Origin of the sequence: Rhodococcus sp. T2V, assembly GCF_029269925.1 — a bacterium.
In the GTDB taxonomy this organism is placed as follows: domain Bacteria; phylum Actinomycetota; class Actinomycetes; order Mycobacteriales; family Mycobacteriaceae; genus Rhodococcus_F; species Rhodococcus_F koreensis.
The window spans coordinates 15406-30659 of sequence record NZ_JARJBD010000042.1 but is presented as its reverse complement, the minus strand read 5'-3'; the positions used below and the strand labels follow the sequence as shown (position 1 = coordinate 30659).

General features: G+C 68.1%; 17 protein-coding genes. 7 read left to right on the top strand and 10 right to left on the bottom strand.

All coding sequences use genetic code 11. From position 1 onward, the window contains the following. Positions 1 to 59: 59 nt before the first annotated feature. Together P3H15_RS29845 and P3H15_RS29840 are read left to right on the top strand one after the other, a co-directional pair. The gene (locus P3H15_RS29845) at positions 60 to 1577 is read left to right on the top strand and encodes a class I adenylate-forming enzyme family protein (protein ID WP_276140524.1); all 1518 of its coding nucleotides are present in this window, start codon (positions 60 to 62) and stop codon (positions 1575 to 1577) included. A gap of 44 nt (positions 1578 to 1621) precedes the next feature. Next, on the top strand, positions 1622 to 2464 hold the full coding sequence (locus P3H15_RS29840; protein WP_276140523.1) for an enoyl-CoA hydratase-related protein: 843 nt from the start codon (positions 1622 to 1624) through the stop codon (positions 2462 to 2464). Between the two features lie 68 nt (positions 2465 to 2532). Here the strand turns inward: P3H15_RS29840 and P3H15_RS29835 are convergent, their stop codons facing one another. The 3 genes from P3H15_RS29835 to P3H15_RS29825 are packed head-to-tail and all read right to left on the bottom strand — an operon-like array spanning position 2533 to position 5436. Then, positions 2533 to 3333, bottom strand: coding sequence for a carbon-nitrogen hydrolase family protein (locus P3H15_RS29835; protein ID WP_276140522.1), 801 nt, complete (start codon positions 3331 to 3333; stop codon positions 2533 to 2535). A 1-nt stretch (position 3334) separates the two neighbouring features. Next, a complete protein-coding gene (locus tag P3H15_RS29830) occupies positions 3335 to 4687 on the bottom strand; it encodes an MFS transporter (RefSeq protein WP_276140521.1) in 1353 nt (450 codons plus the stop codon). After that, positions 4684 to 5436: an HpcH/HpaI aldolase/citrate lyase family protein gene (locus P3H15_RS29825; protein ID WP_276140520.1), complete on the bottom strand. Its 753-nt coding sequence runs from the start codon at positions 5434 to 5436 to the stop codon at positions 4684 to 4686. The genes P3H15_RS29830 and P3H15_RS29825 overlap by 4 nt, the downstream gene beginning before the upstream one ends. Before the next feature lie 197 nt (positions 5437 to 5633). Between P3H15_RS29825 and P3H15_RS29820 the strand changes: the two genes are divergently transcribed. Continuing rightward, on the top strand, positions 5634 to 6305 hold the full coding sequence (locus P3H15_RS29820; protein WP_276140519.1) for a GntR family transcriptional regulator: 672 nt from the start codon (positions 5634 to 5636) through the stop codon (positions 6303 to 6305). Positions 6306 to 6317: 12 nt separating this feature from the next. Here the strand turns inward: P3H15_RS29820 and purU are convergent, their stop codons facing one another. Together purU and P3H15_RS29810 are read right to left on the bottom strand one after the other, a co-directional pair. Next, entirely contained in the window at positions 6318 to 7202 is an 885-nt protein-coding gene (purU, locus tag P3H15_RS29815) for a formyltetrahydrofolate deformylase (protein WP_276140518.1), read from the bottom strand. 13 nt (positions 7203 to 7215) lie between these two features. After that, positions 7216 to 8049 (bottom strand): class I SAM-dependent methyltransferase, encoded by an 834-nt coding sequence (locus tag P3H15_RS29810; RefSeq protein WP_276140517.1) that lies wholly within the window; start codon positions 8047 to 8049, stop codon positions 7216 to 7218. Between the two features lie 57 nt (positions 8050 to 8106). On the opposite strand from P3H15_RS29810, the gene deoC reads away from it, so the two are divergent. Then, positions 8107 to 8772 (top strand): deoxyribose-phosphate aldolase, encoded by a 666-nt coding sequence (deoC, locus tag P3H15_RS29805; protein WP_276140516.1) that lies wholly within the window; start codon positions 8107 to 8109, stop codon positions 8770 to 8772. A 12-nt stretch (positions 8773 to 8784) separates the two neighbouring features. On the opposite strand, the gene P3H15_RS29800 is transcribed toward deoC, so the two are convergent. Then, positions 8785 to 9552 carry a DUF2993 domain-containing protein gene (locus tag P3H15_RS29800; RefSeq protein ID WP_276140515.1) on the bottom strand — a complete coding sequence of 256 codons (768 nt, stop codon included), beginning with the start codon at positions 9550 to 9552 and terminating at the stop codon, positions 8785 to 8787. Positions 9553 to 9665: 113 nt separating this feature from the next. Between P3H15_RS29800 and P3H15_RS29795 the strand changes: the two genes are divergently transcribed. Continuing rightward, positions 9666 to 10283, top strand: a complete 618-nt coding sequence (locus tag P3H15_RS29795) for a hypothetical protein (protein WP_072939789.1) — start codon at positions 9666 to 9668, stop codon at positions 10281 to 10283. 16 nt (positions 10284 to 10299) lie between these two features. On the opposite strand, the gene P3H15_RS29790 is transcribed toward P3H15_RS29795, so the two are convergent. The 4 genes from P3H15_RS29790 to P3H15_RS29775 form a co-directional block, all read right to left on the bottom strand. Continuing rightward, positions 10300 to 10752 carry a hypothetical protein gene (locus tag P3H15_RS29790; RefSeq protein ID WP_276140514.1) on the bottom strand — a complete coding sequence of 151 codons (453 nt, stop codon included), beginning with the start codon at positions 10750 to 10752 and terminating at the stop codon, positions 10300 to 10302. 155 nt (positions 10753 to 10907) lie between these two features. Further along, the gene (locus P3H15_RS29785; protein WP_072939793.1) at positions 10908 to 11705 is read right to left on the bottom strand and encodes an SAM-dependent methyltransferase; all 798 of its coding nucleotides are present in this window, start codon (positions 11703 to 11705) and stop codon (positions 10908 to 10910) included. Positions 11706 to 11726: 21 nt separating this feature from the next. Beyond that, the gene (locus P3H15_RS29780) at positions 11727 to 12227 is read right to left on the bottom strand and encodes a DUF2505 domain-containing protein (protein ID WP_276140513.1); all 501 of its coding nucleotides are present in this window, start codon (positions 12225 to 12227) and stop codon (positions 11727 to 11729) included. 51 nt (positions 12228 to 12278) lie between these two features. Further along, entirely contained in the window at positions 12279 to 12776 is a 498-nt protein-coding gene (locus P3H15_RS29775) for a DUF2505 domain-containing protein (protein WP_276140512.1), read from the bottom strand. A 26-nt stretch (positions 12777 to 12802) separates the two neighbouring features. On the opposite strand from P3H15_RS29775, the gene P3H15_RS29770 reads away from it, so the two are divergent. Then, positions 12803 to 13894, top strand: coding sequence for a UDP-N-acetylmuramate dehydrogenase (locus tag P3H15_RS29770; protein WP_276140511.1), 1092 nt, complete (start codon positions 12803 to 12805; stop codon positions 13892 to 13894). Positions 13895 to 13926: 32 nt separating this feature from the next. Further along, positions 13927 to 15126, top strand: a complete 1200-nt coding sequence (locus P3H15_RS29765; protein WP_276140510.1) for an Ig-like domain-containing protein — start codon at positions 13927 to 13929, stop codon at positions 15124 to 15126. Positions 15127 to 15254 lie beyond the last annotated feature (128 nt).

Genomic DNA, 15254 nt, shown 5'->3' with positions numbered 1-15254 from the left:
CGAGGCGTCTGCCGTGACATCGATGTCGCCCGGCGGCGACGGCGGAAGGTTGAGTGGAGATGGCTGCGACAATCGGGTCGGCATTGCACTGGTGGGCGGCGACGAAGGGCGACCAGCGGGCGATCGTCGTCGACGACGACGCGCTCACATACCGGGAACTGCAGGACTGGTCGAGCCGCGTCGCTCGCCGGGTCGTCGAGGCCGGAATCGAGCCGGGAGATCGCGTCGGCGTGCTCGGCCCGAACTCGCTGGAGTGGCCGGCCGTCGCGCTCGGAGTGCTCAAGGCGGGCGCGGTCCTCGTCCCGCTGAACCCCCGGCTCAAGCCCGCGGAACTCCGCAAGGTGGTCGACGACGCGGGAGCCCGGCTGGTGCTGGCGCCCGCCGAGTTCGGCGACGCGGTCGAGAAGACCCGCACGCTGGGCGCGACGTTCGATTCGCTGCCCTTCGACGAGTTCGTTGCGCTGCGCGGTGGCGGTGTGGACGACTTCCGGATCGACGTCGGTCCCGAAGACCCGACGGCGCTGCTGTTCACCAGCGGGTCGACGGGGCTCTCCAAGGGCGTGATCTGCACCAATCGCACCCTGCTCAACATCGTCTTCGAGGCGTCGCTGACCGAAGAGGGGCTGCGCCCCGGGGCGACGACACTGCTGGTACTGCCGCTCGTCTTCACCCCGGGCCTCGTGTGGGGTCTTCTCATGACCACCGTGCTCGGCGGCACCATCATCATCGAACGCGAGCTGAAGCCGGGACGCGCCGCGGCGTTGCTGAGCGAGCACAAGGTCCAGGCCCTGTTCGGTGTCCCGTTGATCTTCGAGGCCATCTCCCGTGCCCCGGAATTCGACGACGCGGATCTCGGTTCCCTGCGCACGGCGATCGTCGGCGGCGCCGCCGTCGCACCCGCCCTGCTGCAGCGGTGGGCGGACAAGGGCGTGGCGCTCCGGCAGATCTACGGAATGACCGAGGCCGGGGGAGTCGCGACAGCCACCCTCGTGAGCGAGGCATTCGACCACCCCGGGACGTGCGGAAACGGCTCCATCTTCACCGAGATGAAGGTTGTCCGCCCGGACGGGACCGAGGCCGACCCCGGCGAGGAAGGCGAAATTCTCCTCAGCGGGCCCGGCGTCACGCCCGGCTACTGGAACGACGAGGAGTCCACCGCGGCCGCGCTGCGGGACGGCTGGCTGCACAGCGGTGATCTGGGAACCCGGGACGGCGAAGGACGTCTGCAGTTCGTCGACCGGCTCAAGGACCTCATCATCACCGGAGGTATCAACATCTCTCCGGTGGAACTCGAACGCGTGATCGGTGAGATCGAGGGAGTGGAGGAAGTGGCGGTGATCGCCGCGAAGGACCCACGATTCGGTGAGACTCCCGCCGCGATCGTGACGGTGACCGGCGACGTCGACGAGGTCGCCATCGTCGAGCACTGCGACCGACTCGTCGCCGACTACAAGGTGCCCCGGTACGTCGTGATCCGGAACGAACCCCTGCCGCGCCTCCCCAGCGGAAAGCTGTCGAAGACCGCGATCAGATCCGAGTACCGCGACGTATCCGAACGGTTCTCGAAGGTGCGCTGACACACCGCGCGGCACGGGACCACACGACGAAAAGAGAACAGTTCATGACGAGTATCGCCACCGAGAGCGTCGTCCAACTCGAGCGGGACGGTGAGATCGCGATCGTGCGGCTGAATCGCCCGGATCGACTCAACGCCTTCACCCTCGAGGTGCGGGACCGCATCATCGAGGTCTTCGACGAGTGCGATGCCGACGACACCATCCGTGCGATCGTCCTCACAGGAACCGGCCGGGCCTTCTGCGCCGGGGCCGACCTCGCGAAGGGTGGCGACACGTTCGTCACGGAGGACGACGCGGAAAGCGGCGAGGCGCCGCCCGATTCGGGCGGTCAGGCGTCGCTGCGGATCTACCGGTCGACGAAGCCGGTGATCGCGGCGATCAACGGTCCTGCAGCGGGAGTCGGTGTGACGATGACACTGCCCGCCGACGTCCGGATCGCCTCCGACACAGCCAAGTTCGGTTTCGTGTTCACCCGTCGCGGGCTCGTGCCCGAGGCCTGTTCCACCTGGTTCCTGCCCCGGATCGTCGGGATCTCGACCGCCGTCGAGTGGGCCGTGGGCGGGAAGACGGTGTCGGCGGCGGAGGCGCTCGAACGCGGCCTCGTCCGCGAGGTCGTCCCCGCCGCAGATGTGCTGCCGCGCGCGATTGCGGTGGCGCGCGAACTGGCGGCGGGCACCTCGCCGGTCTCCGTCGCGCTGACCCGGCAGTTGATGTGGAGAATGCTCGGCGCCGACAGCCCCGAGGTCGCGCACCGGGCCGAGTCGATCGCCATCCACGTCCGCGGAACGTCGGCGGATGTCCGCGAAGGGGTCGCGGCGTTCCTCGACAAGCGGCAACCCGACTTCCCCCAGTCGGTGTCCGACGGCCTGCCCGACGTCTTCCGCTGAACACCGTTGCCCGGGAATTGGTCAGGTTCACACGCAATAGCGTGTGAACCTGACCAATTCGCCGGAATCTACTGCTTGGCCACCACCTCGAAGCGGCGCAGCGTCAGCGCCGGGTTCTTGGCGCGGACCTCGGCGATGCGCTCGGCGGAGACGGTGCCGATCGCGGTCCCGGTCCGTTCGCCGAGAGACGCGATCACCACGCCCATCGGATCGACGATGACGGACGCACCCGAACCCACCGGGGCGCACTGATCGGCCGCGGCGACGTAGATGGTGTTCTCGATCGCCCGGGCGCGGACCAGCGTGGTCCAGTGGTCCTCCTTGAGCGGGCCGGGCACCCACTCGGCCGGCAGGACCAGGACGTCGGCGCCCGCGTCGACGATGCGCCGGGTCACCTCCGGGAACCGCAGGTCGTAACACGTCTGCAGGCCGAACGTGATGCCGTCGACCGTGAACGTCTCGGGATCGCCGATGGTCCCCGCCTGCACGAACTCCGACTCCCGGTAACCGAACGCGTCGTACAGATGCAGCTTCCGATACGTGGCGGCGATTTCGCCGTCGGGGGCGATCGCGACGAGCGTGTTGAAGATCCGGCGCTCGCCCGGGATCGCCTCGTTGATCCCGGTGACGAGCGTCAGCCCGTGCCGGACGGCGATCTCGCGCAGGCCGGTGACGAATTCACCGTCGAGGGATTCCGCGGAGTCCACGAACCGCTCGTCCATCACCGGGAGCGTGAACATCGCGTATTCGGGAGTCGCCAGCACCCGGGCGCCACCCGCGGCCGCTTCCTCCGCGAATTTCGCGATCTGCGCGAGGTTGTCGTGCTTGTCCGCACCCGATGCGAACTGTGCGATTGCGACGTCGATCATGTCAGTACCTTTCCGAGGTGATGGGTGCGGGCATGCGTTCGATCTTGCCGAGCACCACGGTGTAGCAGAAGATTCCGCCGACGAGTACGGCTCCGGTAGCGATGAAGGCGCCCGCGAACGAGCCCGTGGAGTCGACCACCATGCCGGTCACGATAGGCGCCGCGATCCCGAGGAGGTTGGCGACAAAGTTGACGATTCCGCCGAGTGATCCGGTGTAGCCCTGCGGTGCGATCAGGGCGACGATGCTCGAACCCGCGGGAACGGACACGGCCAGACCGGCCGCACCGATCGACAGGAAGATCAGCGCGACGGCGATCGATCCCGCATACGCTGCACCCGTCACGGCCAGGGACGCGAGGAGGCTGACCACCAGCACCGTCCGGCGCACCTTGGTGACGTCGCCGCTCCGAGCCAGCCATCGGTCCATCAGGACGCCCGCGATGAGGAACTGCGCGATGACGGCCACCAGCCACGGAATCATCGTGTAGATGCCTCCTTTGAGCAGGTTCACCCCGAACTGCTTCTCCAGGTAGGCAGGCAACCAGGTGAGCAAAACGTAGTACGCGTAGGTGTACGACGCGTAGCCGAGCGCCAGGCCCCACGTCTTGCGCCGGCGCAGAAGGTATCCCAGTCCGTTCAGTGAGCCCGCCGTCTCGGCGTCCTCGTCCTCGGCGCCGCCCTCCCGGATGAAGTCGAATTCCTCCTGGCTGAGGCGCCCCTTGGCGAGCGCCTGCTTCGGGGTGAGATAGAGCAGCCACCACACGGCCAGATAGCCGACGGACAGGATGCCGGTGAAGATGAACGCCGCATGCCAGCTGAACGTCGTGACGAGGAAGGCCATGATCGGGATGCCGATCACGTTGGAGATCTTCGCGCACCCGTCGAAGACGGCCGTCGCGGTTCCGCGCTCCTGGCGGGGGAACCACTGGCCGATCGCCTTCCAGCCCGCGGGTACCGTCGGCGCCTCACCGACGCCGAGGACCAGACGGGCAAGGAGAAGCATGCCGAGACCACCCGCGGCGGCGGACGCGAACGAGGCGACTGCCCACAGGAACGCCGCCACCCGGTTGACCCACCGGACCCCGATCTTGTCGATGAACGATCCGATCGGCATCTGCAGCATGGCGTAGGTCCAGAGGAACGCCGAGGACACCATGCCCATCTGCGAGGCGCTGATGTCGAAGTCCCGCATGATCTCCGGGGCTGCGATCGACAGGTTGACGCGGTCGATGTAGTTGACGAACATGCCGACGCCGAGAACTCCGGCGATCGTCCACCGGGCACGACCCACGCGGGGACCGGCGGCCGCGTCCGTGCCTGCGGGGGACGCCGATCCCGACGTCTGGGTCGTCATCGTGACTCCCTGATCTGCTTGATCTGCTCGAACGGTCCCGCGAACCCTGCGGCGAGCGCGCCGTGCTGCATGATCAGCGCCATCTGATCGGCCCCGTGCTGCACCGCGAACTCCTTCTCTTCCACGCTCCACGCGGGGAGCACCCACGGCTTGCCCGCTTCGGCGGCTGCCGAGGCCACCGCGGCGAGGTCGGTGAAGTCACCCTCCTTGCGTGAGTATGCTCCGCGCTCGCGGCGGAGGGACAGGTCCGAGGGTCCGACGAACACACCGTCGACGGTGTCGAGCGCCAGGATCTCGGCGATGGCCTCGATCGCCCCGGCGTCCTCGATCATCGGGTAGCAGCGAGTGAACGCGTCCTGCTCCGCGACCCACTCGTCGGTGAAACCGCCGTAGCCGGTGGTCCGCCCGCCCGCGAAGCTCCGGTCGCCGAGTGGCGGAAACTTCGCGAATGCCGTGACTTCCTTTGCATGAGTGGCATTTTCGATGTGCGGGATGACGACCGCGGTTGCGCCGAAGTCCAGGGCCTGCTGAATGGGTCCGCGTTCGGGTCCGAGTACCTTGGCCAGAACCTCCATGCCGAGGCTGCGCAGGAACGGGATGAACCGTTCGAGATCCGCGAGGTCGAACGACCCGTGCTCGATGTCGAGGACCACGGCGCCGTAGCCGATGCCGCGCGCGATTTCCGCTGCGGCGAAGCTCGGGTCGGACAGCCAGATCGCGTAACGCCGATCGGCGGGAGTGCTGTACATGCTGGTGGTCTCCTTCTCGTGGGGGTTCCTTGCCCGGAAAACGGCTGGTTCTCGATCGTCACTGCGCTGTGACCGCTCACACATCCAGTCCGTATACGTCATGTATACACAGAGAATACTTGGTGTGTCCATAGCTTGTATGATCAATTTGTTACGAGTCCGTCAATCCCGACGGGTCGTCTGACGAAGGGATCGAGATGTCGGCATCGACGCTCACCGGGCCCACCGGTGAATCCGGACCGGCACGAGATCGGGTGTACGTCTGGCTGCGGGACGAGATCATCCGCGGATCCATCGAAGGCGGCCGATTCCTCGACGAGCTCTGGGTCTCCGGGACGATGGGGGTGTCACGGACTCCGGTGCGAGAAGCGTTCCACCGCCTCGCCGCCGAACGATTCATCACGCTGCTCCCGCGCAAGGGGGCGCAGGTGCGCACGGTCACGGCTCGTGAACTCGAAGAGGTCTACCAGGCCCGGCTGCTGATCGAGGGCCACGCGGTGGCCGCCCTGTGCGCGCGGGGAGCCGGCGCACCCGCGCACATGGTCGACCTGATCGAGCCGATGGAAGCAGCCGGACGTGAGCAGGACTGGTTCGCCGTATCCGGCCTCGACCGCGAATTCCACCTGACCATGGTCAGTGCCGCGCAGAACTCCGTCCTGACCGAACTCTACGATTCGCTGCGGTCACGGCAGCAGCGCGTCGCCGTCCGCGCGCTGCACGTCGGGCCCCAACGGCTCGACACCATCAACGCGCAGCACCGGGCGCTCGTCGCCGCACTCGACGCGGTCGACGCGGACACGGCGCTGGACATCCTCGCCGCCCACCTGCGGCCCGTCCCGGAAGTGCTGGCGCTGCTGCCGTCCCAGTAACCGGGCGCGAAATCAGCTGAACACCACCGTCTTACGGCCGTGCACGAGGACGCGGTCCTCGAGGTGCCAGCGCAGGCCGCGGGACAGCACCAGCTTCTCGATGTCGCGACCCTGCCGGACCATGTCCGCGACCTCGTCGGCGTGGTCGACGCGGATCACGTCCTGCTCGATGATGGGGCCCGCGTCGAGTTCGGCCGTCACGTAGTGGCAGGTCGCGCCGATCAGCTTCACGCCGCGGGCGAATGCCTGGTGGTACGGGCGGGCTCCGACGAACGACGGCAGGAAGCTGTGGTGGATGTTGATCGCCCGGCCGGCCCAGTGCTCGCACAGTTCCGACGGCAGCACCTGCATGAACCGTGCCAGCACCACGGCATCGGGGTCGTGGGCGTCGACCAGTTCACGCACCTGCTCGAACGCCGGCCCGCGCTCGGCGGGATCCTTCGGGAACGGCACGTGATGGAAGTCGATGCCGTGCTGTCGCGTGACGGCCTCGAGGTCGCGGTGGTTGCCGATCACCGCGCAGATGTCGGCGGGCAACTCGCCTCCGGCCGCGCGGCCCAGCAGGTCGTGGAGGCAGTGCGCCTCCTTGCTCACCAGCAGCACCACCCGTTTGCGCTCGCCCGTGTCGGACACGGTCCACTCCGTCTCCGGGCCGAGTTCGGCGGCGACGGCCGCGAACCGCTCCCGGAGTTCCCCGATCGACATGTCGACCGACGACGCCCGCACCGCCTGACGGGTGAAGAACCAGCCGGTGTCGGCGTCGGCGTGGTACGCGGCCTCGACGATCCAGCCGCCGACCTCGGCGAGGAACGTCGAGATCCGGGCGACGATGCCGGTGCGGTCGGGGCAGCCGAGAGAAAGAACGTACCGGTGGTCCTCGGTCGAAGCAGCGCTCATGGGCACCAGTCTTTCAGGTCGCACTCCGGCCGTTCACCACGGCGGTGCCGACGAGGGTGCCGGCGTCGACGTCGTGGATCGCGCGCTCGGTGAGCAACTCCAGGAAATCGAGACGGATCTGCTCGACCGTCCGGTCGTCGAACGGGGACAGCGCGCGGCGCAGGTTCCCGCCCATCACGAGGTCCCATACGAACTCGGGTGTCGCGGGAATGATGTTGGACAGCTCCCGGACCTCGGTCGAGTGCGCGCCCAGCTCGCCGAGCCACTGGTGCAGCCCGTCCGGGGTGTCGATGTGTTCGAGTGCGTCGAACGGCGACCCGCCGGAGTCCGCCTCCGGTTCCCGGTGCCGGGCGACAGCGTCGTGGAGCGCCTCGGCGAAGTCCCGTAACGCGCCCCGCCGCCACACCGTGATCCCGACCTTGCCGCCCGGCCGGACGAGGCGCGCGAGCCGGGTGAACGCGGCGTCCATGTGGGGCAGGAAGAACACGCCGTACGAACAGGCGAGTGCGTCGTAGCCTGCCGCCGGGACGGTGCTCGGTGGCTCCCATGTGGTGGCGTCCGCGCGGACGAACTCGATGTTCTGCAGCCCGCGGTCCGACGCCTTCAGCCGCCCCACCTCCAGGAGTTCGTCGGACAGGTCGACGCCGTGGACGAGACCCGACGGACCCACCGCGGTGGCCGCGGGAAGCGCCGAAGACCCTGCGCCGCAGCACACGTCGAGGACGGCGTCCCCGGGACGCAATCCGAGCTGGAAGGCGAGGGACTGCCCGGCCGGTCCCCACACGGCCGTCGTCAGCCGGTCGAACTCGAGCCGTGCCTCGTCGAAGACCGATCCCGGATCACTCATACGGCGATGCTAGGCCGTGCGGCGGGCCCGGGAAGGCATTGTGCGAAGCTCACAGGTATGTCCGACGTTGCACTGACCCGCTCCCAGGTGGCCGACCTCGTCGACCACACGCTCCTCAAACCCGAGGCCACCACCGAAGACGTGAAGGCGCTGATCGACGAGGCGCGTTCGCTCGGTGTGCTCGCCGTCTGCGTGTCGCCGTCGATGCTGCCGGTCAAGGCACCCGGGCTGGTGACCGCGGCGGTGGTCGGGTTCCCGTCGGGGAAGCACCACTCGCTGGTCAAGGGGGCAGAGGCCAGGCTCGCCGTGGATCAGGGCGCCCAGGAGATCGACATGGTGATCGACATCGGTGCCGCCGTGGCGGGCGACTTCAACGCGGTGCTCGCCGATGTCCTCACCGTGCGCGAGGCCGTCGGCGACAGCACCGTCCTCAAGGTGATCCTCGAGACCGCCGCGCTGAGCGACGAGGCGATCGTGGAAGCGTGCCGGGCCGCCGAGCGGGCAGGCGCGAACTTCGTGAAGACGTCCACCGGGTTCCACCCGGCAGGGGGAGCGACCGTGGAGGCGGTGAGGTTGATGGCGCAGACCGTCGGCGGGCGGATCGGGGTCAAGGCGAGTGGCGGTATCCGCACCGCGGCGGCCGCGCTCGACATGATCGCGGCCGGTGCGACGCGGCTCGGATTGTCGGGCACCCGCGCCGTCCTGGACGGACTGCCCGACTGACCCGGCCGCCGATCAGACGAGGAGCCCGCAGCTGCTCAGCTGTTCCTGCTGCTGTTGCTGGGTGGGCGCGGCGGGCATCGTGTACGCGCCGCCTTCGAGGGTGATCTCGATGGCGTCGTCGGTGACCTTCAGCGCCGTCGGCTGCATGCCCAGCGGGTAGGTCTGCAGGCTCGAGGTCAGGATCTGGACCACGCCGTCGACGAGGTCGGTGGGGAGCCCGAAACCGAGAATCGCGGCGCCCACCGTGTCGACCTTGACGGTCCCGTTCACGATCTGCGGTTTGACGGTCAGATCCGCGAGACCGGCCGGGCCGACGGAGAACTTCAGGGTTCCTGCGCTCGAATCGGCGGTGACACCGCTGATCAGCGAGCCGAACGCCTGCTGCTGCAGCGTGGCGAGGATTCCGGCGGTGGACCAGGTGACGTCGGCGTCGGAACTGCCGATGGTGCCGCTGCTGTCCGCGGTGTTCTCGATCCGGATGTCGTTGACCTGGGCGTGCACCTGCATTCCCTGTGCGGGACCGAACTTGGTGTCGTCGCTGTCGATGGTGATGTACGGGACGTTCTTGTCGATCGACTGCAGCAGGACCGGCTTCCAGCTCAGTCCCACGTCCACCTGCGAGCCGAGTTGGCTCTCGAACTGGTCTGCCATGCAGGTCTTCACTCTGTGGCGGACGAAGAGTTCGCCGCCGACGAGTACCGCCACGAGCGCGGCGATGACGACCAGAGAGATGACGAGCACACGGTTACTTCGGGGTGCGGAGTTCGTTCGGGCTGCCATTACACGGATTCTTCCCGACAACTCTGAACAAATTCTGTGAATGCGTCGGCGGCGGGTCGTCGAGATCCGCAGAAATTGTGATACCTGCCACAATTGCCCAGTAATGTAGGGGAATGTCCGGATGGTTGGCTCCACGTCCCGGTGACCCGGAGCGCGAAGGTGTCGGTGAAGAGCTGACACGCGTCGCGACGGCTCAGGCGGGTTTCTTCACCACTGCGCAGGTGCTGCGCCTCGGGTTCGCTGCCGACGAGATCGGCGAGCGACTCGCCGACGGCTCATGGGTCAAGATAGAGCGAGACCTGTTCCGCTTGAAGGATTGTCCGCACTCCGATCTCGAGGAATTCGCAAAGTGGTGCACCTGGTTCGGTGCCGCCGCCGCGGTCTCCCACCAGAGTGCCGCCGAACTTCACGGTCTCGGACACCTGTACCCGCGGTTCATCCACCTCTCGACGGTGCTGTCGCCGCCCTCGCCGACTCAGCAGCTGGCGCTGCACCGGCGGTCACTCCGCCCGGAGGACTGCGAGCAGGTCGGCCCGCTGCGCATCACCACGCCGCTGTGCACGGCCCTCGACCTCGCCGCCAGCGGAATCTCGCAGGAGCTGCTCGACGAGGTGGTCGCCGACGGCGTCGCGATCGGGCGACTGAACGCCCGCGCACTGCACGGCGAATGCGGATCCCTGCCGGCGCAGGTGGCGCAGCGCGTCGAACACGCACTGGCCACCTGCACCTGACGGATCACCGCGGCACTCAGACCGGCCACTCACCGTCCCGGGTGCCCTCCATCAGCGGGATCATCGAGAACCCCGCGTCCGACAGTCCGCCGAACGTGTGACGGTTCGCGGACCCCGCCGGCCCGTGACCGTGCCGGTAGCCCGCCACGTTCCACGTGTAGACGGGGATATCGGCCGGGACATGCCGGGTCGGATCTCCCCACGCCGCCTGTTCGTCGGTGACGATGACGACGCGATCGTGGCCGCGGTAATGCGTCCGCACCGCCGACGCCGTGTCGGTGCCGCCCAGGTCGCCGAAGCTGTCGACCACCCGCAGGACCGCCTGATGCGCGAACGGAACGATCCGGCTGTCCGTGCCGAACTCGACGAGGTCCGCCTGCTCGGCGGGTGCCGCCAGCACGGTGCCGAACACAGCGGCCGCGTCCGCCCTCGTCAGTTCCGACCGCGCCGAGACGCGGCTGTAGAACATCGATCCGGACCGCCACCTGCTCGGCGACGTGGTCGGGGAGCGGAGTCGAACCGCGTGCCCCACGCACTTCGCCAGAGAAGTATCCGTCGTCTGCGCACCGGCACAACATGTTTCGTGAACCGACTCTACGGGGCGCGTCGGGGATGTCGCGTGAACTAATTCGTGCCGGAACCGGGTGCGACCAGATCCCACGGAACGGTGAGAATGTTGTCGCGGATCCGGCGGCGCTGCGGTTGCACGGGAAGTCCCTGCGCACGCAGCAGTTCGAGGGCGGCCCGCCACCGCACCCGCGGTCCGAACGAGCCGTGCGGCGCCGCGGTGGCCCACGCGCGATCCGCCGCCGCGAGGAGGGCGTGGACCGGCTCACCCGGGACGTTCCGATGGATCAGCGCCTTGGGCAGTCGTTCGGCGATGTCCGACGGCTTCTCCACCGCGAACGGATCCCACGCCAGTGTCAGCGACAGCGGGCGGATGGCGTCGAGCAGCACCCACGCGCAGCGGCGGCCCAGCTCGTCACACGTGCCGTCGAGGATCAACCCGCCCGGTGCGAGCCCGGACTGCATCCGCGCCCAGGCAGGCCCGACGGCATCCTCGGGGTACTGCCGCAGCACGTTGAACGCACGGACCAGGACGGGACGCAGTCCGGAGAGCTCGAACCCGCCGCGGGCGAAACTCACTCCGTTCCTGCTCTCGACCACTCGCTCGGGGTCGATCTCGAGCCCGACCACCCGGCGGTCGCCGCGCACGGCGGTCAACCGGTCGGCGAGCTCGAACGTGGTGTGCGGCCGGGCGCCGTACCCGAGGTCGACGACGAGCGGGTCAGCGGACGCGTGCAGCGTCCGGCGCACCAGCGCGTCGTGGACGAGCCAGCGGTCGCTGCGGCGCAGCCTGTTGATGCCTGTCGTACCTCGGGTGATGACACCGTGAGGCCGCCTCAGCGTCGCTGAAGTCATGGGAAATCCGTGCGGTGGGTGCTAGTGCTGCGACAACCAGGTTTCGGTGATCTCGGCCTCGGCGCGGAACAGGTCGATCAGATTGACGAGCATCAGCTGCTCGAGCTTTCCACCGATGAACGGTAGGTACACCTTCGCCTCGGACGAGGTGCGGAACGTGCACCCCGTCTCGGTGGCGAACAGCTTCATGGTGCCCGCGAGACTGCCCGGGCCCGCCGGGATCGACGCCTCGTACGTGCCCGTGGTCGGCTCACCGAAGGGCGTGTACGACTCCTTGCGCGTGATGACCATGTCCTTCTTCATCACGGTCTGCGCGATCTCGGGGAGTTCCGACCGCGGCAGGATGTGGTGCAGGACGATGTCGATCCCGTCGTCGTTCACGTCGAAGTGCTCGATGTGGTTCTCGGAGTACTTCCGCATCTCCTCGATGCGCGCATCCCAGTAGTCACGGTTGGTGAACGCGTTGTACACCTCTTTGGGGGTGTGCTTGTAACGGGCTGAGTAGTCGATGCGGCGAGCCATGATCGCCTAGGTTACCGGCTGGGACCCGACACAATGGACACCCGCCCCAGGTCAGCTCCCGAGCCACTGCTCGGTGAACTCCTGCTCCTTCGTGATCAGGCGGAGGACCTCGTCCGCGATCGCGTTCTCGATCTTGCCGCCGATGAGCGGGATCCTGACCTCGGCCTTGCCTTCGACCTGCACGTTCGACCCTGAACTGTCGGCCGTCAGCGTCTGGGTTCCAGAGATCGTCGCGGGCGCACCCACGACCTCGGCCGTGAACGTGCCCTCGGCGTGATCGCCGTCGAGCGTGCCCCACGTCTCCGTGCGCTTGATCACGAGGTCGCCCGGACGGACCTTCGAGACGATGCTGGGCAGGTGCTCGGCGGGAATCGACTGCGACATGGCCACCGAGATCGTGCCCGGGCCGGTCGTGACCTGGTCCAGGGTGGCCCCCGGTCCTCCGGCCTTGTTCAGACGGTCGCGCCAGTACTGCTCGGTGATCAGGCCCGCATGGACCTGGGCGACGGGAAACGCATAGGACGACGAATGCTCGATGCGGCGGCTCACGATCGGCCACGCTACCGTTTGCGGTTGTGTGGGACGTGAGCATTGTCAGTCAACTCGTCGATTCGGGCGCCTTCGTGTCGGAAAACCTCGAACTGTCGGGGATGACCACGCTGCGGGTCGGCGGGCCGGCGCGGATCGTGGCGGAGTGCCCGACCACGCAGGTCCTCGCCGACGTGGTGCGTCTTCTCGACGCCGCGCACATCCCGACGCTGATCCTCGCCGGCGGCTCCAATCTCGTCGTCGGGGACGACGGATTCGACGGTGTGGTGGTGCGTGTGTGCAACACCACTGTCGGCCTGGAGGAGGGATTCGTCACTGCGGAGGCGGGCGCAGAGTGGGATCAGGTGGTCGCGCAGACCGTCGCCGCCGAACTGGGCGGGCTCGAATGCCTGTCGGGGATCCCCGGGTCGACCGGGGCCACCCCGGTGCAGAACGTCGGCGCGTACGGCGTCGAGATCGGATCGATGCTGCGGCGGGTGCACCTCCTCGATCGGCGCACCGGCGAGGCGCGCTGGGTCGAACCCGATGCGCTCGGCCTCGGGTACCGCACGAGCGTCCTCAAGCACTCCGATGCGGCACTGGTGCTCGCCGTCGAACTGACCGTGCACCCCGACGGACTCTCCGAGCCGCTGGGCTACCGCGAACTCGTCTCGGCGCTCGACGGCTCCGAGGGCGACCGGTTGCCGTCGGCGCAGGTCCGGGGTGCCGTGCTGGATCTCCGCCGGGGCAAGGGCATGGTGCTGGACCCCGACGACCACGACACCTGGAGCGCGGGCTCGTTCTTCACCAATCCCGTCGTCTCCGGCGGCGAGCTGGCGGGGGTCCTCGCCGCGATCGAGACCCGCCTCGGCGACGTCACCGTTCCGCAGTACCCGGCCGACGGGGGAACCAAGTTGTCTGCGGGTTGGCTGATCGAGCGGTCCGGCTTCTCGAAGGGGTATCCGGGCGAGAACGCCGTCGCGCGGCTGTCGACGAAGCACACACTCGCGTTGACCAATCGCGGTGCCGCGAAGAGTGAAGACCTGCTGGCACTGGCCCGCGACGTCCGGGACGGCGTCCAGTCGGCATTCGGTGTCCGGCTCGAACCCGAACCCGTGACGGTCGGCTGCGCGATCTGAGACAGGTCCGTAGCGCAGGTAACCTGTTAGCTGTGCATGAACTGGGTTCTCGGACGAGTCGGTCGCGCGTCGCGCTGATCGCGGCCGCGCTGATCGCGGCCGCGCTGATCGCGTTTCTCCTTGTGCTGACCGGATGCACGGTCGGCTCCGAGTCGGGAACCGCCACCGCGCCGCCCGAACCGGCGGTCGAGGTCACCCAGAATCCGGCGTCGGGCACCGAGGACGTCAGTCCGGTGGCGCCGATCTCCGCGACCGCGTCGCAGGGCACGTTCACCGACATCTCCCTCGTCAACGCCGCGGGGCGTGCCGTGCAGGGTGTGCTGTCACCCGACCGGACCACGTTCACCGTCGGGGAGGCGCTGGGCTACGGCGCCACGTACACGTGGAAGGGCACGGCGCTCGGCACGGACGGCAAGTCCGTCGCCGTCGACGGCAGCTTCACCACGCTCGAACCCGACGAGACGATCGGCGCCACACTCAACATCGGCGACGGCCAGGAAGTCGGGATCGCCGCGCCGATCATCGTGCAATTCCACGATTCCGTCGAGGACAAGGCGGCGGTCGAGAAGGCGATGACCGTCACGACCGACCCGCCCACCCCCGGCTCCTGGGCGTGGCTGCCCGACGACAACGGGTCGCGGGCGCACTGGCGTCCCCAGAACTACTGGGCGCCCGGCACCACCGTCGCCCTGGACGCGAAGCTGTACGGCGTGGACTTCGGCGGGGGAGCGTACGGCGAGCAGGACCTGTCGCTGAACTTCACCGTCGGGCGCAGTCAGATCGTGATCGCGAACGCCCCCAGCCACCGCATGCAGGTGGTGCGCGGCGGCGAAACCATCATGGACATCCCGGTCAGCTACGGCGAGGGCAACGAGGCGCGCAACGTCACCCGCAGCGGCATCCACATGGTGACCGAGAAGCACGAGGACTTCCTCATGTCCAACCCGCCGTTCTACGAGAACGTCCGCGAACGCTGGGCGGTCCGCATCTCCAACAACGGCGAGTTCATCCACGCCAACCCCGAGACCATCGGCGTCCAGGGTTCGTCGAACGTCACCAACGGCTGCATCAACCTGTCCCTCGAGGACGCCCAGCAGTACTTCGGCACCGCGCTGTACGGCGACCCCGTCGAGGTGACCGGGACGTCCATCGACCTCTCGGCCGCCGACGGCGACATCTACGACTGGGCGATCAGCTGGCCCGAATGGCAGTCCCTGTCGGCCCTCGCATAGGTGAGCGGCAAAGCGTGCCCGGGCACACTTTGCCGCTCACCTACGGGTCGCCGGTCCAGAACTTTCTTCGCACTCGGTGGAACCGAAACCGGGTCCGCCTGCGTCTACCTGAATGAGGACGCGTCAAC